This is a genomic window from Pseudomonas sp. B23(2017) (assembly GCF_002113725.1).
In the GTDB taxonomy this organism is placed as follows: Bacteria; Pseudomonadota; Gammaproteobacteria; order Pseudomonadales; family Pseudomonadaceae; genus Aquipseudomonas; species Aquipseudomonas putida_Z.
On the sequence record NZ_NEJM01000007.1, the window covers coordinates 40,261 to 65,757 of the forward strand.

Here is a 25,497-nt window from a genome sequence, read left to right on the forward strand (position 1 = left end):
GGACAATTGCCCGAAGCACTTGTACGGGGGATGCTGTGACCCTGGCCCCGGCAAGTGAAGCGAACATCATGATGCACAGTTGGAAGGCAGCCCTGGACGCCGCCCGCATCGGCGAGTCCAAATACAAGATCCTGGTCCAGGCCGTCACCGGCGAGATCGAGCGCGGCGTATTGGTACATGACCAGCGCCTGCCACCGCAGCGCCAGGTAGCCGATGCCCTGGGCATCAGCGTGCAGACCGTGACCAATGCCTACAAGGAACTGGAGCGCCAAGGCCTGGTGCGTTGCGAGATCGGCCGTGGCAGTTTCGTCAGCCGGCGCATGAGCGACCGTGTGTCGGATGACATCATCGACCTGCCCGAGCGTACCCTGGTCGACTTCTCCATCACCCGCATCCTGCACACCCAGGTGCATGAGCGCATCTGGCGCGACACCTGCGCCGAGCTGGCCGTGGAAGAGGAGCAGCCGTGGATCCATGCCTACCGGCCCATCGCCGGCTTCGAGAGCCACCGCGAGGCCGCGGTGCGCTGGCTTGCCGGCCTGGGCATGCAGGTCGAGCGTGACGATGTGCTGGTCACCAACGGCGCCGCCCACGCCATCTTCCTGGCCCTGGCCTCGCTGGCCGGGCCGGATGATGTGGTGCTGTGCGAGGGGTTGACCGACCATGGCGTGATCGGCAATTCACAGGTGCTCGGTTTTACCCTCAAAGGCCTGGAGATGGACCGTGAGGGCATCAACCCGGAGCATTTCGAGGACATCTGCAGCAACGAGCGGGTGACCGCGCTGGTGTGCACACCCAACCTCAACAACCCGACCGTCAGCCTGATGCCCGACAGCCGGCGCCAGGAGATTGCCGAAATTGCCCGGCGCTTTGGCGTGCATATCATCGAAGATGACGTTTACGGGCCGCTACTGGGGGGCAGCCATGCCAGGCCACTCAGTTCCTATGCGCCGGAGCTGTCGTTCTACTGCACCAGCATGACCAAGTCGGTGCTTACCGGCCTGCGCGTTGGCTACCTGGCCATGCCCAAGCGCCTGGCGCTGCGCACCGAGAGCATCTTGCGGGTCAACAGCTGGATGGCCACGCCCTTGGTGGCGGAGATTGCTTCGCGCTGGATCAACGATGGGCGCGCGGCGCAGCTGGTGGCGCTGCAGCGCACCTTGCTGGGCGAGCGTCAGGCATTGTTGCGTGAGTACCTGGGGGATTATGTGCGTGGTCAGCACGCCCATGCCCTGGGGGCATGGCTGAACATTCCCGAGCGCTGGGAAGTGGACAGCCTGGTGCGTGCCTTGCGCCGCCGGCAGATTGCGGTGACGCCGCCGGAGCCGTTCCTGGTGCGCGGTACACCGCGGCCACGGGCCGTGCGCTTGTGCGTGGGCGCCGAGTGTTCCGAGGCAAAGCTGCGCCAGGCCTTTGGCGATATGCGGGAGTTGTTCGGGCAGTATCCGCAGATCCATGAACTGTAACTCTCCTGCAGCGGCCTCTTCGCGGGCATGCCCGCTCCCACAGGTTTGGCAAAGCGATTCCTGTGGGAGCGGGCGTGCCCGCGAAGAGGCCGCTGCAGACAAAAACAAATTCCCCGGCAAATTGCCCTAGTACATTCATCACGACAATTTTCGCCTCATACACTCCGCCCAACATCAGCTCACTTGTTGGGTCCCGGTCATGTCAGCGCTCTCGCTTCACGATCTCTACCTCGCCCGCCAGCGTATCCACGGCCTGGTGCGCAGCACGCCGCTGGAGCTTTCCCCCAGCCTGTCACGGCACCTGGGCACGCCGGTCTACCTGAAGCTCGAAGCCCTGCAGACCACCGGCAGCTTCAAGCTGCGCGGCGCCAGCAATGCCATCGCCGCACTCAGCGGTGAACAACGCGCTTGCGGCGTGGTTACGGCCTCCACCGGCAATCACGGCCGGGCGGTGGCCCACGCTGCTGCACAACTGGGCGTGAAGGCAACCGTGTTTCTTTCGCAACTGGTGCCAGCCAACAAGGTCCAGGCCATCCGCGACCTGGGCGCTGAAGTGTGCATCGTCGGCCACTCCCAGGACGATGCACAGCAGGCCGCGCAACAACATGCCGAGCAACAGGGCGCAACGCTGATTCCACCTTTCGATCACCCTCAGGTCATCGCCGGCCAGGGCACGCTGGGCCTGGAAATCATCGAGCAGTTGCCCGAGGTGGAGCAGGTGCTGATTCCGCTCTCCGGTGGTGGCCTGTTCGCGGGTGTGGCGTTGGCCATGAAAAGCATCAAGCCGGCGATCACCACCCACGGCATCAGCATGCAGCGCGGTGCGGCGATGTACGCCAGCCTGCAGGCCGGCAGGCCAGTCGAGGTAGAGGAGCTGCCGACACTCGCCGACTCGCTTGGTGGCGGCATCGGCCTGGGCAACCAGCACACCCTGAGCATGACCCAGCGTCTGCTCGACCAACTCCACCTGCTGCCGGAAGCGTCGGTCGCCAATGGCATGCGCCACGCCTACCAGCACGAGCGGTTGGTACTCGAAGGTGCCGGCGCAGTCGGCATCGCCGCGCTGCTCGACGGGCTGGTGACGGCCCGCGGCCCGGTCGTGGTGGTGGTCAGTGGGCGCAACGTCGACAGCGCACAGCATCAGCGCGTCATCAACGGCGGCGACGCCTGAAATTCACGTTTCCTTCACTGGAGGTATTCGAATGCCGGCCATCACCTTGCTCAGCGAAGCCGACCTGCGTAGCTGCATTACCCTCGACCGCGACGCGATCGATGCCATCGAGCAGGCCTTTGCCCTGCTTGCCACGGCCAAGGTGGCGATGCCGCCGATCCTGCGCCTGGATGTGCCCGAGCACAACGGCGAGGTGGACGTGAAAACCGCTTACCTGCCTGGGCTGGAGCGTTTCGCGATCAAGGTCAGCCCGGGCTTTTTCGACAACCCCAAGCTTGGCCTGCCCAGCCTCAACGGCATGATGATGCTGCTGTCGGTCCGCACTGGCCTGCTCGATGCCTTGCTCCTCGACAATGGCTACCTCACCGCCGTGCGCACCGCTGCAGCCGGTGCGGTAGCTGCACGCTGGCTGTCGCGGCAGGACAGCCGCAGCGTGGCCTTGATCGGCAGTGGCGAACAGGCACGCCTGCAGCTGCAGGCACTGCGCCTGGTGCGGCCGATCGAGCAGGTCAAGGTGTGGGGGCGCGATGCGCAGAGAACCGCAGCGTTATGTGATGACCTGGGGCGTGATGGGCAACTGCAGGTACAGGCTTGCGACAGTGTCGACCAGGCCATGCAGGCGGTCGATATCGCCATCACCTGCACCCCCAGCCGCGAGCCGCTGATCCAGCCGCATCACCTGCAACCGGGGCTGCACATCACTGCCATGGGCTCGGATGCCGAGCACAAGAACGAGATCGCGCCCATGGCCCTGGCCCGGCTCGACCGTTATGTCGCCGACCGCCTGAGCCAGACCCGCGTGCTGGGCGAACTGCACCACGCATTGCGCGCTGGCGCGGTCAGCGAGCAGGCCGTTCATTCCGAGCTGGGCCAGATCATCGCCGGCCTGCACCCGGGCCGTGTACAGGCCGAAGAGGTCACCCTGTGCGACCTGACCGGCACCGGGGCCCAGGACACCGCTATCGCCAACCTTGCCTTCGAACGCGCAATCGCCGCCCACAAAGGCCTGGCGTTTCACAGCTGACAGTTTTCGCAACCCACTCACAAGAAGGGCATCCGTATGTCACAGACAGTGGTCAACCTGCCGTTCAGCCGGCAGGAGTACGCCCAGCGCCTGGCCAAGACCCGCGCTGCCATGCAGGCACAGGGCCTGGAGCTTTTGCTGGTTACCGATCCATCGAACATGGCCTGGCTCACCGGCTATGACGGCTGGTCGTTCTACGTGCACCAGTGCGTGCTGCTGGCGCTCGATGGCGAGCCGATCTGGTTTGGCCGCGGCCAGGACGCCAATGGCGCAAGGCGCACGGTGTTCATGCAGCACGACAACATCGTCGGCTACCCGGACATCTATGTGCAGTCACGCGAGCGCCACCCGATGGACTACCTGTGCCAGGAGGTGATTCTGGCCAAGGGCTGGGGCGGCCTGAGCATCGGCGTGGAGATGGACAACTACTACTTCAGCGCGGCGGCCTACCAGGCGCTGTGCAAGCACCTGCCACAGGCGCGTTTCAGCGATGCCGCCGGGCTGGTCAACTGGCAGCGGGCGGTCAAGTCGCCGCAGGAAATCGAATACATGCGTATCGCCGCGCGCATCGTCGAACAGATGCACGGGTGCATCCTCGAACGCATCGAGCCCGGCATGCGCAAGAACGAGCTGGTGGCCGAGATCTACCGCAGCGGCATCCTCGGTGTCGATGGCCATGGCGGCGACTACCCGGCCATCGTGCCGTTGTTGCCGACTGGCGCTGATGCCAGCGCGCCGCACCTTACCTGGGACGATTCACCGTTCACCCGCGGCGCCGGCACGTTCTTCGAGATTGCCGGCTGCTACAAGCGCTACCACTGCCCGTTGTCGCGCACCGTGTACCTGGGCAAGCCGCCGCAACACTTTCTCGATGGCGAAAAGGCGGTGGTCGAAGGTATCGCGGCCGGCCTCGATGCCGCGCGGCCAGGCAACACCACCGGTGACATCGCCAGGGCGTTCTTCCGCGTACTGGAGAAGTTCGGCATACACAAGGACAGCCGCTGTGGTTACCCGATCGGTATCAGCTACCCGCCAGATTGGGGCGAGCGCACCATGAGCCTGCGCCCGAGCGACACCAGCGTGCTGCAACCGGGCATGACCTTCCACTTCATGCCGGGGCTGTGGATGGACGACTGGGGCCTGGAGATCACCGAAAGCATCCTCATCACCGAGACCGGGGTCGAGACCCTGTGCAACGTGCCGCGCCAGCTGTTCGTGAAGGACTGACCCATGAATGCAATCGCACAGGCCGCCGCCACGGTGGCCAACCCCATCACCTGTACCTTGGATTTCGAGCGGGACGGCGTGCAGCACGGCTTCCTCAAGCTGCCGTACTCGCGTGACGACTCGGCCTGGGGGGCGGTGATGATTCCGCTGACGGTGGTCAGGAACGGCAATGGCCCGACAGCCTTGCTCACGGGTGGCAATCACGGTGACGAATACGAAGGCCCGGTGGCGCTGAGCAAGCTGGCCCAGCAGCTGCAGGCCGGGCAGGTAAGCGGGCGGGTGATCATCGTGCCGTTCATGAACACACCGGCGTTTCAGGCGGGCACCCGCACCTCGCCGATCGACCGGGGCAACCTCAACCGCAGCTTCCCTGGTCGGCCTGATGGCAGCGTGACGGAAAAGATCGCCGACTATTTCCGCCGCACCTTGCTGCCGTTGGCCGATATCGTCCTGGACATCCACTCCGGTGGTCGCACCCTCGACTTCCTGCCGTTCGCTGCATGCCATGTGCTGCCCGACAAGGCCCAGCAGGCCCGTTGTGAAGCCGGCATGCAGGCCTTCGCCGCGCCCTACAGCATGCGCATGCTCGAGCTGGATGCGCAGGCGATGTACGACACCGCGGCAGAAGAGCAGGGCAAGGTGTTCATCACCACCGAACTGGGCGGTGGTGGCACCTCCACGGCGAAAAGCGTGGCCCTGGCGGAGCGCGGCGTGCGCAATGTGCTGATCCACGCCGGCATCCTCGCAGGCGAAGTGGAGCAGGGCGAGACAACCCTGCTGGACATGCCCGATGGCGATTGCTTCATCGCCAGCGAGCACGACGGATTGCTGGAGATGTGCCGCGACCTGGGCGAAACGGTCAGCCAGGGCGAAGTGATCGCCCGTATCCATGACATCCGCCGCACCGGCAGCGCCCCGGTCGAGTACCGCGCCCGACGCAATGGCTTGCTCGCAGCCCGGCACTTTCCCGGCCTGGTGCAGTGCGGCGACACCCTGGCGGTGATCGCCGACGTACTGGCCTGAACCTGGCGTCACGACAACGAGGTATGGAGAACAGTCATGTCACACCACTACCCATTCAACAGCCTGTGCCACGTCGATGGCCAATGGCTGCACAGCCACAGTGGCAACAGCGTCGCCGTGCATGACCCGGCCAACCGCCAGGTCATCGGCCATGTGCCGCTGCTCGACCATGAGCAGATCGTCGCCGCGGTGGATGCCGCCCAGCGGGCTTTCCCGGCCTGGCGCCAGCAGAGTCTGGACAGCCGCGCTGCGCTGTTGCGGCGTTGGGCCGAATTGATGCTCGAGCACCAGGAGGCTCTGGCGCGCATTCTCAGCGAGGAGCAGGGCAAGCCGCTGGCCGAAGCACGCGGTGAAATCGCCTATGCGGCAAGCTTCATTCCCTGGTTTGCCGAGGAGGCCCGGCGCCTCAACGGGCAGACCATCCCCAGCCATATTCCGGGTGCCCAGCTGAGTACGCTGAAGGAGCCCGTCGGGGTCTGCGCGCTGCTCACCCCGTGGAACTTCCCCAGCGCCATGATCACCCGCAAGGCGGCTGCGGCGTTGGCGGCCGGCTGCACGGTGGTGGTCAAACCGGCCCATGAAACACCGTTTTCGGCGCTGGCCCTGGCCCAACTGGCAGAGGACGCCGGCTTCCCGCCGGGGGTGTTCAACGTGGTGATCGGCGAGCCGCAGATGGCCATGGAAACCCTGGTGCGCGACAACCGCGTGCGGGCGGTCAGCTTCACCGGCTCGACCCGGGTCGGCAAGCTGGTGCTGCAAGCCGCGGCTCAGGATGTGAAGAAAGTGGCGCTGGAGCTGGGCGGCAACGCGCCGTTCATCGTCTGTGCCGATGCCGACCTGGAGCTGGCCGTGCGGGTGGCCGTGGCCGCCAAGTTCCAGACGTCTGGCCAGGACTGCTGCGCGGCCAACCGGATCATGGTGCAGCGGCCGTTGTACGAAGCATTCCTGGCGCGCTTCGCCGAAGCGGTGCGGGCGCTGAAGGTTGGCCCGGCGATGGTCGATGGCGAGGAGACGGCGGCAGAGGTCGGCCCGTTGATGCACCAGGCCGCGTTCGATGCCACCCAGGCCCGGGTCGAGGACGCCCTGCAGCGTGGCGCCCGGCGCCTGGTCGGTGGCGAGGGCCATGCGCTGGGTGGCTGGTTCTTCCAGCCGACGGTGCTTGCCGATGTCACGCCGGCGATGCGCATCTACCAGGAAGAAAACTTCGCGCCGATTGCCGGGGTCATGCCGTTCGACACGCTGGAGCAGGCCATCACCATGGCCAATGACACCGAGTACGGCCTGGCTGCCTACATCGTCGGCAACCGCCTCGATGTCGTGCACCCGTTGGTGCGCCGGCTCGACCACGCGATGGTGGCGATCAACGGCGTCAAGTTCACCGGCCACCCCATCCCGTTCGGCGGCATGAAGGCCTCGGGCCTGGGCCGCGAAGGCGGCAGCGAGGGCTTCGAACCCTTCGTCGAAACCAAATACGTTTGCTTGCACCACCACGGTCAGTTCTAAGGAGTGTTTGCCATGAGCCAAGATTTCAGCCAGCTGTTCGAACAGGACCGCGCCCACTTCATGCACCCCTCGACCCACGCCCATGACCACGCCAGCGGCGCGCTCAAGGGCCGGATCATCACCGGTGCCGAGGGCATCCGCCTGCGTGACCATGAAGGCCGCGAACTGATCGATGCCTTCGCCGGCCTGTACTGTGTGAACATCGGTTACGGGCGTACCGAGGTCGCTGACGCCATCCATCGCCAGGCCAAGGAGCTGGCGTATTACCACACCTACGTCGGCCACTCGACCGAAGCGATCATCGAGCTTTCCAGCCGCATCATCGACTGGGCGCCGGCCGGAATGAAAAAGGTCTATTACGGCCTGTCGGGTTCCGATGCCAACGAGACCCAGGTCAAGCTGGTGCGCTACTACAACAACATCCTCGGTCGCCCACTCAAGAAGAAGATCATCTCTCGCGACCGCGGCTATCACGGCTCGGGCATCATGACCGGCAGCCTTACCGGCCTGCCCAGCTTCCACCAGCATTTCGACCTGCCGGTGGAAGGCGTCAAGCATACGGTCTGCCCGCACTGGTACCGCAAGGCACCGGCCGGCATGGATGAGCAGGCCTTCGTGCGCTATTGCGCCGACGAGCTGGAGCAACTGATCCTGGCCGAAGGGCCCGACACCGTCGCCGCGTTCATTGGCGAGCCGCTGATGGGCACCGGTGGCATCATCGTGCCGCCGAAGGGCTACTGGAAGGCGATCCAGGCTGTGCTCGATCGCTACGACGTGCTGTTGATCGCCGACGAAGTGGTGTGCGCCTTCGGCCGCCTGGGCTCGAAGATGGGCAGCCAGCGCTACGACATCCGCCCGGACCTGATCACCACGGCCAAGGGCCTGACCAGCGCCTATGCGCCGCTGTCGGCAGTGATCGTTGGTGAGAAGGTGTGGAACGTGATCGAAGAGGGCTCGCAGAAGGCCGGCCCGATGGGCCACGGCTGGACCTACTCCGGGCACCCGATCTGCGCGGCGGCGGCGCTGGCCAACCTGGATATTCTCGAGCGCGAGAACCTGACCGAGAATGCCGAAGTGGTGGGGGCATACCTGAACCGGCGCATGCGCGAAACTTTCGAAGGCCACCCGCTGGTAGGTGAAGTACGGGGTGACGGCATGCTTTGCGCGGTCGAGTTCATGGCCGATCGCGAGGCGCGCACGGCGTTCGACCCGGCGTTGAAAGTCGGGCCACAGGTGTCGGCAGCGTGCCTTGAGCGCGGGATGATCGCCCGAGCCATGCCGCATGGTGACATTCTCGGCTTTGCACCGCCGTTGGTGCTGAACCAGGAGGATGCCGAAAAGATCGTCGCCATCACCAAGGCGGCGGTCGATGAGGTGGCTGGCAAGGTGCTCGGCTGAGCATTGCAGGGGCCGCCATGCGGCCCCATCGCCGGCCTCGGCAGGCGAACCGACTGACGGTCCCCCCCACCCCGCATCCTTGCCTACGCTGATATTCCAACCCGCTGAAGCAAGGAGAACCGTCATGGCCTTCCAATACAAGCGTCTGGACAAGAACAACGCCGCCGTGCTGCTGGTCGACCACCAGACCGGCCTGCTCTCGCTGGTAAGGGACATCGACCCCGACCGCTTCAAGAACAACGTCCTGGCCCTGTCGGACCTGGCCAAGTACTTCAAGCTGCCGACCATTCTCACCACCAGTTTCGAGACCGGCCCCAACGGCCCGCTGGTGCCCGAACTGAAAGAGCAGTTCCCCGACGCCCCGTACATCGCCCGGCCTGGCAACATCAACGCCTGGGACAACGAGGACTTCGTCAAGGCCGTCAAGGCCACCGGCAAGAAGCAGTTGCTGATTGCCGGCGTGGTGACCGAAGTGTGTGTGGCTTTCCCGGCACTGTCGGCGCTGGAGGAGGGCTTCGAGGTATTCGTCGTCACCGATGCCTCCGGCACCTTCAACGAACTGACCCGTGACTCGGCCTGGCGGCGCATGGAGGCCGCCGGGGCGCAACTGATGACCTGGTTCGGCGTGGCCTGCGAACTGCACCGTGACTGGCGCAACGACATCGAAGGGCTGGGAACCCTGTTCTCCAACCATATTCCGGATTACCGCAACCTGATGACCAGCTACAACAAACTGGCCAAGTAATCCGGCCTCGAAGGCACCCCCGTACCCTGTGGGAGCGGGTTCACCCGCGAATGCGTCGGTAGCTTCAATGACGCATTCGCGGGTAAACCCGCTCCCACACCCTCCCCGGAACACTCACCAGCACTTGCAGAATCAATGAGATAGAAGCAAGCCTGCGAAATCCACAAGCGAAGCGGCAAACTGCCATGGATCGACCATACTGACTCTTCATTCGCCCTCAGGAGAGTGCCATGTCGAAGTCGTCCAGGAAAAAAGACACCAAGGACCAGCCGGATAAACTGGGCGGCAAGGCGTACGAGAAGGCACTCAAGCAGCTGCATGTGGAACTGGTGAAGCTGCAGGAATGGGTGGTGGCCAAGGGCTTGAAGGTATGCATTGTCTTCGAGGGCCGCGATGGCGCCGGCAAGGGCGGTACCATCAAGGCCATTACCGAGCGCGTCAGCCCGCGAGTATTCCGCGTGGTGGCGCTGCCGGCACCGACCGAGCGGGAAAAGACCCAGATGTATGTGCAACGCTACCTGGGCCACCTGCCTGCCGCGGGCGAAGTAGTGATCTTCGACCGCAGCTGGTACAACCGCGCCGGTGTCGAGCGGGTGATGGGCTTTTGCAGCGAAGAACAGAGCAGCAAGTTTCTCACCGTGGTGCCGCTGTTCGAAAAGATGATGGTCGAGTCGGGGATCATCCTCATCAAGTACTGGCTGGAGGTCAGCGCCGAAGAGCAGACCCGCCGCCTGCAGGACCGCATCAACGATGGCCGCAAGCTGTGGAAGCTATCGCCGATGGACCTCAAGTCGTACACCCGCTGGGATGAATACACCCGGGCCCGCGACGACATGTTCGCCGCCTCCGATTCGTCCTGGGCACCGTGGTTCATGGCCCATTCCAACGACAAACGCCGTGCCCGGCTGAACATCATCAGCCATCTGCTGACGCGCATCCCCTACAAGGACATTACCCGCGACGGGCTGGTGAAGTTGCCCAAGCGCGGCAAGATCGGCAAATACAAGGCCGTCAACTACCCGTTCAAAGTCGTCGAAGAGCGTTTCTGATCTCTCCCCACGGGGAGCAGCGAGGGTGCGAGCCTATGCCACATGATGGCAGCCTGTTGCAGGCGACGGTGGTGTTCCTGCTGGCCGTGGTGCTTCTGGTACCGCTGGCGCAGCGTTTGAAAATGGGGGCGGTGCCCGGCTATCTGCTGGCGGGCATCCTGATAGGGCCATCGGTGTTTGGCCTGCTGAACAACCCGGATAACGTGGCACGCCTGTCGGAGATGGGTGTGGTGATGCTGCTGTTCGTCATCGGCCTGGAGCTGTCGCCGCGGCGTTTGTGGAGCATGCGCCGGGCGCTGTTTGGCGTCGGCTCGCTACAAGTAGGCCTGAGCGCTGTGGTGCTTGGCCTGCTGGCGTACTGGCTGTTCGGCCAGTCGAAGCCGGCTGCCATCGTGCTGGGCCTGGGCCTGGCCCTGTCGTCCACTGCGTTTGGCCTGCAGGTACTGGCCGAGCGCAAGGACCTGGGCAAGCCGCACGGCCGCCTGGCCGTGGCGATCCTGCTGTTCCAGGACATTGCCGCGATCCCGCTGATTGCCGTGGTGCCGCTGCTCGGTGGTGATGTCAGCACCGCCGACGAAGGTGCCTGGCCGGTGCTGGCGGTGGTGGTTGGCATAGGTGTGCTGATCCTCTTTGGCCGCTACCTGTTGACCCCTGTCTTCAAATGGACAGTCGGTTCGGGCCTGCCCGAGCTGTCGACCGCTACCGCCTTGCTGGTGGTGCTGGGCACCGCCTGGGTGATGGAGCACGTGGGCGTGTCGATGGCGCTGGGGGCATTTCTGGCGGGCGTGTTGATGGCCGAGTCGCCTTTCCGCCACGAACTGGAAACCCAGATCGAGCCCATCAAGGGTTTGCTGCTGGGGCTGTTCTTCGTTGGCGTGGGGATGAGCGCCGACCTGCGCCTGCTGTTCGGCATGCCGTTAATGGTGCTGGGGCTGACCCTGCTGCTGGTGGCCATCAAGTTGCCGCTGCTGTATGGCCTGGGCCGCACGGCGGGTGGGCTAAACCAGGCCCAGGCGCTGTGCCTGGGTGTGGTGCTGGCCTCTGGCGGCGAGTTTGCCTTCGTGGTGTTCAAGCTGGCGCTGGACCATCAGGTGCTGGCGCAGCAGGTGCATGACCTGCTGGTGCTGGCCATCACCTTGTCGATGGCGGTAGTGCCGTTGGTAATGATGGCCCTGGCGCGCCAGTTGCGTGACGACAGCCCGTCACAAGCAACCCCTGAAACGGGCCACTGAATCGCGCCACACGGCGCACCTGGAGTTCGGAGGTGAAGCATGCAACCGGGTATCAAGCTGGACAGCCGCCTGTCGCGGGGCTTGCTCGATGTGCTCATCAAGGCCTGCCTGGTGGCTGCGCTGGTGATATTCGCCTTCCAGACGTTCCAGCCGTTCCTGGAGCTGATGCTGTGGTCGGTGATCCTGGCGGTGACCTTGTACCCGCTGTATTGCCGCATCCAGCGCCGCACAGGGCTCAAGGACGGGCTTTCGGCGACGCTGGTGGTTCTGCTGGTACTGGTCGTGCTGCTGGTGCCGATCTACCTGGTGGTGATGTCCATCGGCGAGTCGGTGGACAGCCTGGTGACGCTGCTGAAAAGCGGGGCCTGGAGCGTGCCGGCACCTCCCGATTCGGTGGCGGCCTGGCCGCTGATCGGGCCGAAGGTGCATGCCCTGTGGCTGGCAGCCTCGGAAAACATGGCCGGTGTGCTGAACCAGTGGATGCCCCAGCTCAAGGATGCCGGGCGCACGGTGCTGGGGGCTGCAGCCAGCGCGGGCGGTGCGTTCCTGTTGTTCATCGCGGCGATCATCGTCTCGGGCATCATCATGGCGTTCGGTGACCGCGGCGAAATCGCGGCGCAGCGCATAGCCATGCGGGTGTCGGGCGAGGAGCGCGGCAAGCCACTGGCCAAGCTGTGCACCGCCACCATTCGCGCGGTGGCCCAGGGCGTGATCGGCATTGCCTTCATCCAGATGCTGCTGATCGGTGTCGGCTTCGTCATCAAAGGGGTACCGGGGGCCGGGATGCTGGCCATCGTCATCCTCATGCTGGGGATTGCCCAGGCACCGGCCACGTTGATCACGGTGCCGGTGATCATCTACATCTTCAACGTCGAAGGCTTTACCGTGGCGACCATCATCTTTGCCATCTACAGCTTCGTCGCCGGGCTTGCTGACAACGTGCTCAAGCCGCTGCTGCTGGGGCGCGGGGTGGATGTGCCGATGCCGGTGGTGCTGATCGGGGCACTGGGCGGCATGGTGGTCAAAGGCATCATCGGCCTGTTCATCGGCCCGGTGATCCTGGGCGTCACTTATGTACTGTTCTGGCAATGGGTGGCGCTGCAGGTGCCAGAAAACCCCGTCGAGCCGTCGGCGTGAGCCAAGGCCTGCCATGCCCGGACGCCTCTGTGGTTGTGCACTGAGCCTGGCTGCCACGTTGGTGGGCTGTACCCAGGTCGGCCCGGATTTCCAGCCGCCGCAGGACCCGTGGCTGAGCACCTGGAACACCCCGCTGCTGGAGCAGGCCGGGCAGCAGGCCGCGGCACCCGACCTGCGCCAGTGGTGGGCCGTGTTCGCCGACCCGGCCCTGGATGCCTTGATCGCCGAGGCCGATGCCAACAACAGCAACCTGCGCGTGGCCGGCTTGCGCATTGCCGAAGCCCGCGCCCAGTTGGCCATCGTGCAGACCGGGCGTTATCCACAGCTGCAGCAGCTGCGCGCCCAGAGCCTGTACCTCAAGCAGGACCAGTCCGGCACCGCCACCGCGCGTGATTCGGTGTTCTGGCAATCCAGCGCGGGCTTCGACATCGGCTGGGAAATCGACTTCTGGGGGCGCTTCAGCCGCGCCATCGAAAGCGCCGACGCCGTCTACTTCGCCTCCCAGGCCAATTACGCCGATGCCATGCTGCTGTTGCGTGCGCAGGTGGCCGACACCTACTTTGCCCTGCGCACCACCGAGGCGCGGCTGGATATCGCCGAAGAAAACGCCCGCCGCCAGGCGCGCAGCCTGGAGATAACCGAGCGGCTGTTCCGTCATGGCGAAAACGACGAACTCGACTGGCAACAGGCGCGCACCCAGTACCTGGCTACCCAGGCCACCATCCCCGAGTTTCAGAACCAGCTCAATGCCCTGCGCAACGTGCTGTGCTCGCTGCTGGGTCGGCCGCCCGGGCCGCTGCCACAGCTGGATGCCGGCCACGGCCAGTTGCCGTTACCGGACCGTGCCGTGCTGCAGGGCGTGCCCGTCAGCCTGCTGCAGCGTCGCCCGGACATCCGCGCCGCCGAGCAGGCGGTGGCGGCGCAGTCGGCGCTGGTCGGGGTGGCCGAGGCCGACCTTTATCCACAGCTGAGCCTGCTGGGCAGCATCGGCTGGAGCTTCGTCACGGCCAATCACCTGCCCGATACCTTCGACATCGCCGCCGGGCCCAGCCTGATCTGGAACCCTTTCGACTACGGCCGGCGCAAGAACGCCGTGCGCGTGGAAGATGCCCGCTTGCAGCAGCTGATCGAGCTGTATCACCAGGGCGTGCGCGAAGCCGCCCGCGAGGCCGACGATGCCGCCAGCGGGCTGGTGCGCTCGCTGCAGAGCGCAAGCATCCGCGACCAGGCCTCGCAGGCCGCGCAGCGCTCGCTGAGCCTGGCCAGCTCGCAGTACCGCGAAGGCTTTGCCGACTTCCAGCGCGTGCTCGACGCCCAGCAACTGCTGCTGCAGCAACAGGACGGCTACCTGGTCAGCCGCGGCAATGCCGTCAGCAGCCTGGTGACGTTGTACAAGGCCCTGGGCGGCGGCTGGGACGCCAGCCGCGCACCGATCGACCCGGCCACCCGCCAGCAGATGCAGCAACGCACAGATTGGGGCGAACTGCTCGATGAGCCAGCCCCCAGCGCACATGCACAAGGTGAAACGAAATGAGCGACGCTACGCCGACGCCACCCCCGCCAGCCCCCGATCGTGGCATGCGCTGGGTGCTGCTGCTGATTGCCGTGAGCCTGCTGTGGTACCTGCTGGCCGACCGTTTCACGCCCTATACCCAGCAGGCCCGCCTGCAGGCCTACGTGGTGCCGGTGAGTGCCGAGGTGGCCGGGCAGGTGAAGCGTGTGGCGGTGGGCAACAACCAGGAAGTACGCAAGGGCGATGTGCTGTTCGAACTGGACCAGGAACAGTACCGCATCGCCCTGGCCCGCGCCGAAGCCGACCTGGACACGGTACGCCGGCAGATCGGCGCCCACACCGCTGGCATCGACTCGGCCCAGGCGGCGCTGGTGGCGGCCCAGGCCAACGAGCGCAAGGCGCGGCAGGACGCCGAGCGGCTCAAGCGCCTGATCGATGAAGACCCGGGCACGGTGTCGGTGCGCCGCCTGGAGGGCGCCCAGGCCAACCGCGACCAGGCCATCAGCCAGGTCGCGGCAGCCCGTGCCGAAGTGGAGCGGGCCCGTGAGCAGCAGGGCGGGGCGCAGGACGACAACGCCCAACTGCGCAGCGCGGCGGCCAATGTGGAAAAAGCCCGGCTGGACCTGGCGCGCACCGTGGTACGCGCCGATGCAAACGGGTTGATCACCGACCTGCGCACCGACGTTGGCCACTATGTCGGCGCCGGCAGCCCGATGATGACCCTGATCGCCATCCATGACGTGTGGATAAGTGCCGACATGACCGAGAACAACCTCGGTCGGCTGCGCCCTGAAACCCCGGTGTTGGTAGTGCTCGATGCGCTGCCTGGCACAGTGTTGAAGGGGCGTATTCGCAGCATCGGCTACGGCGTGAGCGTGGGCCAGAGTACCCCGCCGGGCACGTTGCCGACCGTGCAGAACAGCCGCGAGTGGCTGCGCTCGGCGCAGCGTTTCCCGGTGATCGTCGAACTGGAGCGTGACCAGTTGCAGGACAAGAGCGGTTTGCGGGTCGGCGGCCAGGCCGAAGTCATGGCCCTGCCAACCGAGGGCAACCCTTTGAACCTGCTGGGCCGGCTGTTCATGTGGCTGATGAGCTGGCTGTCGTATGCCTATTGAGCTGCGCCGCCTGCGCGCCCTGCGCCTGGCTTGGGGCGTGGCGCTGTGCCTGGCGGTGAGTTTCGGCATCGGCTTGCCGGTGCCGATCCTGGCGCCGGTGTTCGCGGTGCTGTTGCTGGCCATGCGCAGCCAGCCCTTGCCCCTGCGTGCGGCACCGGCCCTGGCGGTGCTGGTGCTGCTTGCCTGCGGCAGCGGGCTGCTGCTGATTCCGCTGCTGCGCCATGCCCCGATGAGTGGGGTGTTGCTGGTGGGGGTGGGGGTATTCCTGACCTTGTGTTATGCGCTGAAGGGCGGCAACGGCCTGCTGGCCAATTTGCTGGTGATCGGCCTGACCATGATCGCTGCTGCCGGCACCAGCGACTTCAGCTTGGCGCTGTCGGTGGTCGAAGCGCTGGCCAAAGGCATGCTGCTGGCGGTGCTGGGTACTGCGGCAGCGCATGTGCTGTTTCCAGAGCCGGCCGATGCGCCGGCGCAACCGGCACCGCCTCTGCTCGACAGTGACCAGGTGAGCTGGGTCGCCTTGCGTGCCACGCTGATCGTCATGCCGGCCTTCTTGCTGGCGCTGATCGCCCCGGACCAGTACATGCCGCTGATCATGAAGGCAGTGAGCCTGGGGCAGCAGGCCGGCGAAACCCGCGCGCGGCATGCCAGCCGCGAGCTGATCGGCTCGACCTTGCTTGCCGGGTTGCTGGCGATACTGATGTGGGGCGCGTTGAGCCTGTTCGTGCACCTGTGGATGTTTTTCCTGTGGGTGCTGCTGTTCGTTCTCTGGCAGGGGCGCAGGCTCTACCGTGCAGTGGATACCAGGCAAAGCCCGGCGTACTGGGTGAGTTGCCTGACGACCATGCTGATCTTGCTGGGGCAGTCGGTGCAGGACAGCGCGGGCGGGCAGGATGTGTACCGCGCCTTTGCCGTGCGCATGGCGCTGTTTCTGGCGGTGTCGGTGTATGCCAGTGCCATGCTGATCTGGATCGACCGGCTTCGGATGCGGCGTGGGCTTCTTCGCGGGTGAACCCGCTCCCACAGGTATCGCGTTGCCCATGGGATCACGCAATTCTTGTGGGAGCGGGTTTACCCGCGAAGAGGCCAGCCCAGGAAAACCTAGGGTTTCCAGTCAACCCCACTCTCTTCCAGGTAGGCATCCACCGCTGCCCCAACAGTGGGATGAAACGCCGACTCCCCCATATGCTCGAACAACTCGAACTGCCGCATCTTGTCCTTTACCGGGTCCTTCATCTCGGCAAACTGCAACTCCACCCCCCGCGCCTCCAGCGCCCGGTCCAGCTCGGCCAGCATGTCCGCCGAGGTGATATCGATGCTGGTCACCGGCTCTGCCGCAATCACCAGCCGTTGAACCGGGGTAGGCGATGCATCCACCGCCGCCATCACCGTGCTCTGGAACTGTTCGGCATTGGCAAAGAACAGCGGCGCATCCCAACGCAGCAGCACCAGCCCCGGAATGCGTCGGGCCTGTGGATAACGCTGCACATCATGGTAACCGCGGGTGCCATCCACCCGTCCCAGCACCGCATGATGCGGCCGCCAGCCGTCCCACAGGAACTCGATCACCGATATCGCCACGGCAATGCAGATGCCAGGAATGGCCCCGAATACCGCTACGCCGACGAAGCAGGTGAACGACAGCCAGAACTCCCATTGCTGCATGCGGAAGATGCGCTTGAGGTCGGCAAACTCGAACAGGCCCAACGCTGCGGCAATCACCACCGCCGCCAGGGCGCTGTTGGGCAGGTGTTGCATCAGGTTGGGCGCCACCAGCAGCAACAGCGTCACCGCCAGCGCGCCGATGATGCCGGTGAGCTGGGTCTGCGAGCCGGCCGCTTCGGCCACGGGGGTGCGTGACGAACTGCTGCTGATGGGGATGCCCTGGAACAGCCCCGAGGCCAGGTTGGCCACGCCCAGGCCGAACATTTCCTGATTGGGGTTGACCGGGGTCTTCATGCGCGCGGCATAGGAACGTGACAGCACGCTGGTATCGGCGAACGACACCAGTGCCACCGCGATGCCGCCGAGCAACACCTCCACCAGGTCGATATCGCTGACCCAGGGGAACACGAAGCTGGGCAGCCCCTGTGGCAGTTCGCCGAGCACTTTCACGCCTTGCTGGTCGAGCCCCAGCAGCCTCACCGCCAGCGTGGCCAGCACCACTGCAATGAGAATGCCCGGCAAGCGCTTGAACGGCTTGAGCAGCAGGATCAGCGCCAGGCTACCGCCACCGACCACGAAGCTTGGCCAATGGCCCTGGCCGGCGAGCAAGGCCTGGATCAGGTTCCAGGTATCCCGCAGCGGGCCCTGGCTGTCGACCGACAGGCCGAACAGTTTGGGCAACTGGCTGATCAGCACCGTGAGGGCGATGCCGTTCATGTAGCCATAGCGGATCGGCTTGGACAGCAACTCTGTGATGAAGCCCAGGCGCAGCAGACCGGCGATCACGCAGAATGCCCCGGCCACCAGGGCCATCATGCTGGCGATGGCGATTGCCCGTTGCGGGTCGCTGGCGGCGTACTGCACCACCACCGCCAGGATCGGCGCGGCCAGTGCCGAGTCCGGGCCCAGCACCAGGATGCGGCTGGGGCCGAACAGGGCATAGGCCAGCAGCGGGATGATGGTGGCGTACAGCCCGTAGATGCCGGGTACGCCAGACGCTTCGGCATAGGCGATGCCCACCGGCACCAGCATGGTGGTGAGCACCAGGCCGGCGGCGATGTCTTTGGGCAGCCAGGCGGGTTGGTAGTGGAGCAGGGTGACCAGGCCGGGTAACCAGCGTTGCCAGTCGAGGCGGGGTTTTTCAGGCATGGGGCGTGCGTCCGGGGGAGGGTGCTGAATCACAGCTTAGATGCTGAATTCCGGGGCCGCTCTGCGGCCCTTTCGCTTTGATGCGAGGTCCGGAAAATGCGCGGTACCTGTGGGAGCGGGCATGCCCGCGAACACCGGCGCAGCCGGTGCCATGCACCGCGTTGGATTCTTCGCGGCTAAAGCCGCTCCCACAGTGGGCGCGTGCTGCTTGCCAGATGCCAGGAAAAACAAAACCCCTTGAGGCGTTGGCCTCAAGGGGTTCGTGGGTACTGCAGTCTGGCGCTTAGACGTTGAAGCGGAAGTGCATCACGTCACCGTCCTTGACGATGTAGTCCTTGCCTTCCAAACGCCATTTACCGGCTTCCTTGGCACCGCTCTCACCCTTGAACTGGATGAAGTCGTCATAGGCCACCACTTCAGCGCGGATGAAGCCTTTTTCGAAGTCGGTGTGGATCACGCCAGCGGCTTGTGGTGCAGTGGCACCGACGCGCACGGTCCAGGCACGTACTTCCTGCACGCCGGCAGTGAAGTAGGTCTGCAGGTTCAGCAGCTCGTAACCAGCGCGGATAACGCGGTTCAGGCCAGGTTCTTCCAGGCCCAGGGCCTCGAGGAACATGTCCTTCTCTTCACCGTCTTCCAGCTCGGCGATTTCCGCTTCGATCTTGTTGCACACCGGTACCACTACCGCGCCTTCTTCCTCGGCGATGGCCTTGACCACGTCCAGGTGCGGGTTGTTGTCGAAGCCGTCTTCGGCCACGTTGGCGATGTACATGACCGGCTTGCTGGTCAGCAGGTGGAAGCCGCGGATGACCGCCTTGTCTTCGGCGCTCATGTTCTTCATCAGGCTGCGCGCAGGCTTGCCTTCGGTGAAGTGCGGGATCAGCTGTTCGAGGATGGCCTTCTGCGCCAGGGCTTCCTTGTCGCCGCCCTTGGCGTTGCGGGCAACCTTCTGCAGTTGCTTCTCGCAGCTGTCGAGGTCGGCGAAGATCAGCTCGAGGTCGATGATCTCGATGTCACGCTTGGGGTCGACGCTGTTGGAAACGTGGATCACGTTCTCGTCTTCGAAGCAGCGCACCACGTGGGCAATGGCGTCGGTCTCGCGGATGTTGGCGAGGAACTTGTTGCCCAGGCCTTCGCCCTTCGAGGCACCAGCCACCAGGCCGGCGATGTCGACGAACTCCATGGTGGTCGGCAGGATGCGGTTTGGCTTGACGATCTCAGCCAAGGCATTCAAGCGCGCATCGGGCATCGGCACGATGCCGCTGTTAGGCTCGATGGTGCAGAAGGGGAAGTTCTCCGCCGCGATGCCAGACTTGGTCAGGGCGTTGAACAGGGTGGACTTGCCGACGTTGGGCAGGCCGACGATGCCGCAATTGAAACCCATGGGTATTCCCCTCTCTAAAGGAAATCAGGCCTTCTGGCTGTGCAGCTCGCGCATCGCCTTGGCGAAGTCGCCGGCAAGCACGTCCGGCAGCACGCCGAGGGCAAAATCGATGCTGGCGTCGAGCTTCTCCTGCTCGGCGCGCGGCGCGCGGCCCAGGACGAAGTTGGAGACCAGTTTGGCGTCGCCCGGGTGGCCGATGCCAAGCCGCAGGCGGTGGAAGTCGTTCTGGTTGCCGAGCTGCGCGATGATGTCGCGCAGGCCGTTGTGCCCACCATGGCCACCGCCGCGCTTGAGCTTGGCGACGCCCGGGGGCAGGTCGAGTTCGTCATGCGCCACCAGGATCGCTTCCGGCTTGATGCGGAAGAAATTGGCCAAGGCCGCCACGGACTGGCCGCTACGGTTCATGTAGGTGGTGGGGATGAGCAGACGAACGTCGTTGCCCTGATGGCTGAACTTAGCCGTCAGGCCGAAATATTTGCGGTCAGCGGTCAACGAGACGCGCTGGGCGCTGGCAATGCGTTCAACGAAAAGAGCCCCTGCGTTATGCCGGGTCTGTTCGTATTCGGGGCCGGGGTTACCCAGGCCGACGATCAACTGGATGGCGGTCACGTCAGGGGCTCTTCCTTGGAGTTGGTGGGTTACAGGGCGCGCGGCACTGTAACCCGATCAACGCCGGCGTGCGAGTGGATTACTCGGCAGCGCCTTCTGCTTCTGGAGCAACGCGTGGAGCGTGAACGTTGGCAACAGCTTTGTCATCACCGTGGGCCAGAGCTACGAACTCTACGCCTTTCGGAGCTTTCAGGTCCGACAGGTGGATGATGGTGCCGATTTCAGCGTTGGCCAGGTCGACTTCGATGAACTCAGGCAGGTCTTTGGCTTCGCAGGAAACTTCGATCTCGGCTTCTACGTGGGAGATCTCGCCGCCTTTCTTGACTGGGGCTTCTTCGTTGATGAAGTGAACCGGTACCTTGGCGGTCAGTTTCTGGCCAGCAACGACGCGAACGAAGTCGGCGTGCATGATGAAACCTTTGGCCGGGTGGCGCTGCAGAGCCTTGACCACGACGTTTTGCTTGGCGCCGTCGACGTTCAGTTCCAGAACGTGGCTGAAGGCAGCCTCGTTTTCGAACAGCTTGGTGATTTCCTTGGCCAGGATGGTCAGGGACTGGGCGTCCTGGTTACCACCGTAGACAACGGCTGGGATGTTGGCGGAGTGACGCAGGCGGCGGCTCGCACCTTTCCCCAGGTCAGTACGCGCTTGGGCGTTCAGAGTGAATTCGGTCATTTTGTTTCTCCAAAATAGCCCCCCGAGGGCGTTTGCGACCAGCGCCAACGGGGATGGCAAAAAAGCCCCGCCCCAACAACCAGTGTTGGGGCGGGGCGCTTTTCGTCAGCGTGTGTTCCGCTTAGCGGAACATCGCGCTGATCGATTCTTCGTTGCTGATGCGGCGGACCGCTTCAGCGACAACCGGTGCGATATCCAGCTGGCGGATACGGTCACAGGCTTGAGCAGCGGCGGACAGCGGAACGGTGTTGGTCACCACCAGCTCGTCCAGTACCGACTTCTCGATGTTCTCGATCGCGCGGCCCGACAGGACAGGGTGCGTGCAGTAGGCGTAAACCTTGGCAGCGCCGTGTTCTTTCAGGGCTTTGGCCGCGTGGCACAGGGTGCCGGCGGTGTCGACCATGTCGTCTACCAGGATGCAGGTGCGCCCTTCGACGTCGCCGATGATGTGCATCACCTCGGAGTGGTTAGCCTTCTCGCGGCGCTTGTCGATGATACCCAGGTCGACGCCCAGGGACTTGGCGACGGCACGTGCGCGCACGACACCACCGATGTCCGGGGAGACGATCATCAGGTTCTCGAAACGCTGGTCCTCGATATCGTCGACCAGTACGGGCGAGCCGTAGATGTTGTCGACCGGGATATCGAAGAAACCCTGGATCTGGTCAGCGTGCAGGTCGACGGTGAGTACACGGTCGATACCTACGACAGTGAGCATGTCAGCGACGACTTTGGCGCTGATGGCTACACGTGCCGAACGCGGACGGCGGTCCTGGCGGGCGTATCCGAAGTAAGGAATCACGGCGGTGATTCGGGATGCTGAGGAGCGGCGGAAGGCGTCGGCCATCACTACCAGTTCCATCAGGTTATCGTTGGTCGGGGCACAGGTCGGCTGAATAATGAAGACGTCTTTACCGCGGACATTTTCATTGATCTCAGTGCTGATCTCGCCGTCGGAGAACTTACCGACAGAGACGTCACCGAGAGGGATATGCAGCTGACGTACGACACGCCGAGCCAGATCGGGGTTGGCATTCCCCGTAAAGACCATCATCTTGGACACGCGCAGTACCTGAAGGCTGAGGGTAACCTGGATGAGTATAAGGAAAATGGCAGGGGCGGCTGGATTCGAACCAACGCATGGCAGGATCAAAACCTGCTGCCTTACCGCTTGGCGACGCCCCTGTATCTGTTGCTGCGAACGCTTATGCGCTCGACTTCTTGACCAGACTTTGCAGCTTGCGATGCAACATCGAAACGTTGCTTCCTTTCGCCACAAACCCTGTTTGGGTCGCTGAAAGAAGGGCCAGAACTTTATCAGCTTCGGCTTTGCTTGGGAAGGCCCCAAACACACAACTTCCAGTACCGGTCAGTCGAGCCTCAGTGAATTTACCCAGTGAATTCAACGCATTGCGAACTTCCGGGTAACTCTGCTCTACCACCGGTTGGCAGTCATTTCGACTGTTTCCCTCGGGAACGGGGCGCATCTTAAGGGGGAGTGAATCACGTGTCAACTGTGGATGTGAAAAAATTTCTACTGTGCTGACAGACACTTGCGGCACCAGCACGACATACCACGGCTCTTCCGGGTCGACCGGGGTCAGTTGTTCACCCACGCCCTGGGCGAACGCCGCGTGGCCGCGCACGAATACCGGTACGTCGGCGCCCAGGCTCAGGCCCAGTGCGGCCAGGCGGTCTTCGTCCCAGTCCAGTTGCCACAGGTGGGCGAGGGCCAACAGGGTAGTGGCGGCATCCGAGCTGCCACCGCCGATGCCGCCGCCCATGGGCAGCACCTTGCTCAGCCAGATGTCGGCGCCCATCGTCGTGCCGGATTGTTCCTGCAGCTTGCGCGCGGCACGCACGATCAGGTTGCTGTCGTGCGGCACCGCCTCGATCTCGGTATGCAGGCGGATCACGCCGTCATCACGCACGGCAAAGCTCAGTTCGTCGCCGTGATCGAGAAACTGGAACACGGTTTCCAGCTCGTGATAGCCGTCCGCGCGGCGGCCGATGATGTGCAGCCACAGGTTGAGCTTGGCCGGGGCGGGCAGGGTAAGGGTTTGCATGTATCAGTGCCCCAGCTGGCGCGGCTGCCAGTCCTTGACCACCAGGGTCACGTCGAGGTTTTTGCCGTGCAGCTTCAGGCGCTCGGGCAGCCAGTAGCCGTTCTGCTCGGTGTAGCTCAGGTACTGCACCTGCCAGCCATCCTGGTCGAGGCTGGCCAGGCGGCTGTCGCCGTCCAGGGTCAGCTTGCTCTTGCTGTCGGGGGCGGGCAGGCCGCGTACCCACCAGACCAGGTGCGAGACCGGCAACTGCCAGCCCAGTTGTTCTTCCAGCAGCGCTTCGGGGCTGGGGGCCTCGTAGCGGCCCTGGTTGGCCACTTCCAGTACCACGCCACCGGGGCGGCCGGTCAGGCGTGCGGCGCCACGGCCCAGCGGGCCGGCCAGGCGAATGTCGTAGTAGTCCTGGCGTTGCAGCCAGAACAGCGTGCCGCTGCCCGACTCGCGCGGGGCACGGATGCCGACCTTGCCGTTGATCTGCCAGCCATCGAGGCTGCTCAGCTGCTCTTTATGGGCGCGCCACTGCTGCGGGTCGCCGTGGCCCTGCAGGGCCTCGCGGCTACCGAAGCCGGCACAGCCGGCCAGCAGGGCGATCAGGGTGAAGGTAATGCAATGGCGCAGGAACATGGCGTTAGAGAGTCTCGGATCCGGTCAGGCGCAGGATGGTCTTGCGCAGGATGGGGCTGTCGGCCTGGGCTTCGAAGCCCTTGGCCCAGACCTGGCGGGCTTCGCGGCGCTTGCCGTTGGCCCATAGCACTTCGCCCAGGTGGGCGGCCACTTCGTGGTCGGGGAAGCTGGCAAAGGCCTTGCGCAGGTAGGTTTCAGCCTCGTCGAGGTTGCCCAGGCGGTAATTGACCCAGCCCAGGCTGTCGAGTACCGCCGGGTCGTCCGGGGTCAGCTGATGGGCTTTGTCGATCAGCGCCTTGGCTTCGCTGTAGCGGGTGGTGCGGTCGGCCAGGGTGTAGCCGAGGGCGTTCAGGGCCATGGCGTTTTCCGGTTCGCGGGCGATGATGGCGCGCAGGTCTTTTTCCATCTGCGGCAGGTCGTCACGCTTTTCCGCCAGCATGGCGCGGGTGTAAAGCAGGTTGAGGTCGTCCGGGTAGCGCTGGATGGCTTGCTGCAGCACCTGGCTGGCCTGGGCGTCCTTGTTGTTGTTGCTGTAGCTTTCCGATTCGATCAGGAACAGCTGGATGGCGTAGTCCGGCTGGGCTTCGCGGGCATCGGCGAGCAGGCGTGAGGCTTCGGTACCACGGCCGTTGGCGATCAGGATGTCAGCCTGGCGCAGTTGCGCCGGCAGGTAGTCGGGGCCCGGGCCGACCAGGGCGTATTCACGCAGGGCGCCTGCAGGGTCGTGGCGCTCCTCGCGGATGCGGCCCAGGTTCAGGTGCGCGGCGTCGACGTTGCTGTCGCGCTCGATCAGCTCCTGCAGGTAGCCTTCGGCTTCATCCCAGTCCTTGTTCTCCAGGCACACCAGGGCCAGCGAATAGCGCAGCTCGTCGTCCTCGGGGTATTGCTGGACCAGGCTGAGGAACTCGCCCTTGGCATCGGCGATGCGGTCCTGTTCGACCAGGGTGCGGGCGTAGGTCAGGCGCAGGCGCTTGTCGTCCGGGTTGTCGCGAATCGCCCCGCGCAGCAGTGGCAGGGCCTCCGGGCCGCGATCCAGGGCTTGCAGCAGGCGCGCGCGCAGCAGGATCGGGGCGATTTCGCCGTTTTGCGGCGGGTGCGACTCGAGCAGTTCCAAGGCTTCTTCGGCCTTGCCGTCCTGGTTCAGCAACAGGGCCTTGCCGAACACCAGTTGACCGTTGTCCGGGTACTTCACCAGCAGGCGTTCGAAGCTTTGCAGCAGGCCGTCGCGGGTGCTCTGGTCGGTTTCGGCGGCGGACAGGGCGAGGAAATCGAAATGGGTGTCGCCCTGTCCCTGCAGGACCTTTTCCATGTACGTCATGGAGTCGTCATAGCGGCCGGCGCGGGCCAGCTGGATGGCGGCGGCGCGCTGGGCGTCGAGGTTCTGCGGGTCGTTGCGGGCCCAGACCAAGGCGTTGTCCAGTGCCGGTTCGTCGGCGCCGAGGTATTCGGCAATGCGGTAGGCGCGCTCGGAAACCCCGGGGTCCTGGGTTTTCGCGGCCTGGTCGGTGTAGTTGGCCAGGGCGATGTCGAAGCGGTTGCGCTGGCCGGCCAGTTCTGCCACCAGCAGGCTATAGAGCGTGTCCTGCTTGAACGAGCCATACACCACGGGCTTTTCCGCCTCGCTCTTGCCGGCCTCGGCGACGGGAGGCTCGGCCTTTTGCGGGGCCAGGCTCTGGCAGCCCTGGAGCAGGGCGAAGGCAAGCAGCAATGCGTATGGTTTGTTCATA

The 25,497-nt window shown here is 64.6% G+C and carries 22 protein-coding genes and 1 tRNA gene; 14 read left to right on the top strand and 9 right to left on the bottom strand.

Going from position 1 to position 25,497, the window contains the following annotated elements:
* Positions 1 to 71: 71 nt before the first annotated feature.
* The 14 genes from CAG46_RS13240 to CAG46_RS13305 all read left to right on the top strand — a co-directional run bounded on the left by CAG46_RS13240 (position 72) and on the right by CAG46_RS13305 (position 16,615).
* The gene (locus tag CAG46_RS13240) at positions 72 to 1,466 is read left to right on the top strand and encodes a PLP-dependent aminotransferase family protein (protein ID WP_025337665.1); all 1,395 of its coding nucleotides are present in this window, start codon (positions 72 to 74) and stop codon (positions 1,464 to 1,466) included.
* Between the two features lie 199 nt (positions 1,467 to 1,665).
* Positions 1,666 to 2,637 carry a hydroxyectoine utilization dehydratase EutB gene (gene eutB / locus CAG46_RS13245; protein WP_085617331.1) on the top strand — a complete coding sequence of 324 codons (972 nt, stop codon included), beginning with the start codon at positions 1,666 to 1,668 and terminating at the stop codon, positions 2,635 to 2,637.
* A gap of 31 nt (positions 2,638 to 2,668) precedes the next feature.
* Entirely contained in the window at positions 2,669 to 3,661 is a 993-nt protein-coding gene (gene eutC, locus CAG46_RS13250; protein ID WP_085617333.1) for an ectoine utilization protein EutC, read from the top strand.
* A 36-nt stretch (positions 3,662 to 3,697) separates the two neighbouring features.
* Positions 3,698 to 4,888: an ectoine hydrolase DoeA gene (doeA, locus tag CAG46_RS13255; RefSeq protein WP_013970849.1), complete on the top strand. Its 1,191-nt coding sequence runs from the start codon at positions 3,698 to 3,700 to the stop codon at positions 4,886 to 4,888.
* Positions 4,889 to 4,891: 3 nt separating this feature from the next.
* Positions 4,892 to 5,911, top strand: coding sequence for a N(2)-acetyl-L-2,4-diaminobutanoate deacetylase DoeB (doeB, locus tag CAG46_RS13260; RefSeq protein ID WP_085617335.1), 1,020 nt, complete (start codon positions 4,892 to 4,894; stop codon positions 5,909 to 5,911).
* Between the two features lie 36 nt (positions 5,912 to 5,947).
* The gene (locus CAG46_RS13265; protein ID WP_085617337.1) at positions 5,948 to 7,414 is read left to right on the top strand and encodes an NAD-dependent succinate-semialdehyde dehydrogenase; all 1,467 of its coding nucleotides are present in this window, start codon (positions 5,948 to 5,950) and stop codon (positions 7,412 to 7,414) included.
* 12 nt (positions 7,415 to 7,426) lie between these two features.
* Positions 7,427 to 8,812, top strand: a complete 1,386-nt coding sequence (locus CAG46_RS13270) for an aspartate aminotransferase family protein (RefSeq protein WP_025337671.1) — start codon at positions 7,427 to 7,429, stop codon at positions 8,810 to 8,812.
* Between the two features lie 124 nt (positions 8,813 to 8,936).
* Positions 8,937 to 9,557 (top strand): isochorismate family cysteine hydrolase YcaC, encoded by a 621-nt coding sequence (ycaC, locus tag CAG46_RS13275; RefSeq protein ID WP_010951959.1) that lies wholly within the window; start codon positions 8,937 to 8,939, stop codon positions 9,555 to 9,557.
* A 230-nt stretch (positions 9,558 to 9,787) separates the two neighbouring features.
* Positions 9,788 to 10,606, top strand: a complete 819-nt coding sequence (gene ppk2, locus CAG46_RS13280; RefSeq protein WP_085617339.1) for a polyphosphate kinase 2 — start codon at positions 9,788 to 9,790, stop codon at positions 10,604 to 10,606.
* Positions 10,607 to 10,641: 35 nt separating this feature from the next.
* Positions 10,642 to 11,838, top strand: a complete 1,197-nt coding sequence (locus CAG46_RS13285; RefSeq protein ID WP_085617341.1) for a monovalent cation:proton antiporter-2 (CPA2) family protein — start codon at positions 10,642 to 10,644, stop codon at positions 11,836 to 11,838.
* Positions 11,839 to 11,877: 39 nt separating this feature from the next.
* Positions 11,878 to 12,975, top strand: coding sequence for an AI-2E family transporter (locus CAG46_RS13290; protein WP_085617343.1), 1,098 nt, complete (start codon positions 11,878 to 11,880; stop codon positions 12,973 to 12,975).
* Positions 12,976 to 12,988: 13 nt separating this feature from the next.
* Positions 12,989 to 14,509, top strand: coding sequence for an efflux transporter outer membrane subunit (locus CAG46_RS13295; protein WP_085617345.1), 1,521 nt, complete (start codon positions 12,989 to 12,991; stop codon positions 14,507 to 14,509).
* Positions 14,506 to 15,603: an HlyD family secretion protein gene (locus CAG46_RS13300; protein WP_085617347.1), complete on the top strand. Its 1,098-nt coding sequence runs from the start codon at positions 14,506 to 14,508 to the stop codon at positions 15,601 to 15,603. The genes CAG46_RS13295 and CAG46_RS13300 overlap by 4 nt, the downstream gene beginning before the upstream one ends.
* Complete coding sequence (locus CAG46_RS13305; protein ID WP_085617349.1) at positions 15,593 to 16,615, top strand: DUF2955 domain-containing protein; 1,023 nt, start codon at positions 15,593 to 15,595, stop codon at positions 16,613 to 16,615. The genes CAG46_RS13300 and CAG46_RS13305 overlap by 11 nt, the downstream gene beginning before the upstream one ends.
* Before the next feature lie 89 nt (positions 16,616 to 16,704).
* Here the strand turns inward: CAG46_RS13305 and CAG46_RS13310 are convergent, their stop codons facing one another.
* The 9 genes from CAG46_RS13310 to CAG46_RS13350 all read right to left on the bottom strand — a co-directional run bounded on the left by CAG46_RS13310 (position 16,705) and on the right by CAG46_RS13350 (position 25,496).
* Positions 16,705 to 18,417 (bottom strand): SulP family inorganic anion transporter, encoded by a 1,713-nt coding sequence (locus CAG46_RS13310; protein WP_085617352.1) that lies wholly within the window; start codon positions 18,415 to 18,417, stop codon positions 16,705 to 16,707.
* A gap of 283 nt (positions 18,418 to 18,700) precedes the next feature.
* Positions 18,701 to 19,801 carry a redox-regulated ATPase YchF gene (gene ychF, locus CAG46_RS13315; RefSeq protein WP_013970895.1) on the bottom strand — a complete coding sequence of 367 codons (1,101 nt, stop codon included), beginning with the start codon at positions 19,799 to 19,801 and terminating at the stop codon, positions 18,701 to 18,703.
* 24 nt (positions 19,802 to 19,825) lie between these two features.
* On the bottom strand, positions 19,826 to 20,410 hold the full coding sequence (gene pth, locus CAG46_RS13320; protein WP_008099045.1) for an aminoacyl-tRNA hydrolase: 585 nt from the start codon (positions 20,408 to 20,410) through the stop codon (positions 19,826 to 19,828).
* Between the two features lie 79 nt (positions 20,411 to 20,489).
* Complete coding sequence (locus CAG46_RS13325; RefSeq protein WP_013970896.1) at positions 20,490 to 21,083, bottom strand: 50S ribosomal protein L25/general stress protein Ctc; 594 nt, start codon at positions 21,081 to 21,083, stop codon at positions 20,490 to 20,492.
* 121 nt (positions 21,084 to 21,204) lie between these two features.
* Positions 21,205 to 22,146 carry a ribose-phosphate pyrophosphokinase gene (locus tag CAG46_RS13330; RefSeq protein ID WP_003247410.1) on the bottom strand — a complete coding sequence of 314 codons (942 nt, stop codon included), beginning with the start codon at positions 22,144 to 22,146 and terminating at the stop codon, positions 21,205 to 21,207.
* Between the two features lie 47 nt (positions 22,147 to 22,193).
* Positions 22,194 to 22,268: transfer RNA gene (locus CAG46_RS13335), tRNA-Gln, on the bottom strand.
* A gap of 20 nt (positions 22,269 to 22,288) precedes the next feature.
* On the bottom strand, positions 22,289 to 23,149 hold the full coding sequence (gene ispE, locus CAG46_RS13340) for a 4-(cytidine 5'-diphospho)-2-C-methyl-D-erythritol kinase (protein ID WP_075043753.1): 861 nt from the start codon (positions 23,147 to 23,149) through the stop codon (positions 22,289 to 22,291).
* 3 nt (positions 23,150 to 23,152) lie between these two features.
* Positions 23,153 to 23,770 (bottom strand): lipoprotein insertase outer membrane protein LolB, encoded by a 618-nt coding sequence (gene lolB / locus CAG46_RS13345; RefSeq protein ID WP_085617355.1) that lies wholly within the window; start codon positions 23,768 to 23,770, stop codon positions 23,153 to 23,155.
* 4 nt (positions 23,771 to 23,774) lie between these two features.
* A complete protein-coding gene (locus CAG46_RS13350) occupies positions 23,775 to 25,496 on the bottom strand; it encodes a tetratricopeptide repeat protein (protein WP_085617357.1) in 1,722 nt (573 codons plus the stop codon).
* Position 25,497: the final 1 nt, after the last annotated feature.